At 61.4% G+C, this 241-nt stretch carries 1 pseudogene; it reads right to left on the reverse strand.

The window, feature by feature from the left end:
- Positions 1–203, reverse strand: a pseudogene (locus HMPREF0072_RS11515) (tRNA (N6-isopentenyl adenosine(37)-C2)-methylthiotransferase MiaB); the annotation flags it as partial.
- Between the last annotated feature and the right edge of the window lie 38 nt (positions 204–241).

Raw genomic sequence — 241 nt, forward strand, 5'->3', positions numbered from 1 at the left:
CCCACGCCGATGATGACCTCGCGGCCCTTGTTCTTCAGGCCCTTCCACACGCCCAGCTGGCTGAACACCTTCTCCTGCGCTTTTTCGCGGATGGAGCAGGTGTTGACCAGGATGACGTCGGCGTCGTCCGGGCTGTCGGTCAGTTCCAGGCCATCGCTGGCGGCAAGCACGTCGGCCATCTTGGCCGAGTCGTACTCGTTCATCTGGCAACCGTGGTCTTGATGTACAGCTTGCCTTTCAC

The organism is Anaerococcus lactolyticus ATCC 51172 (genome assembly GCF_000156575.1).
In the GTDB taxonomy this organism is placed as follows: Bacteria; Bacillota; Clostridia; order Tissierellales; family Peptoniphilaceae; genus Anaerococcus; species Anaerococcus lactolyticus.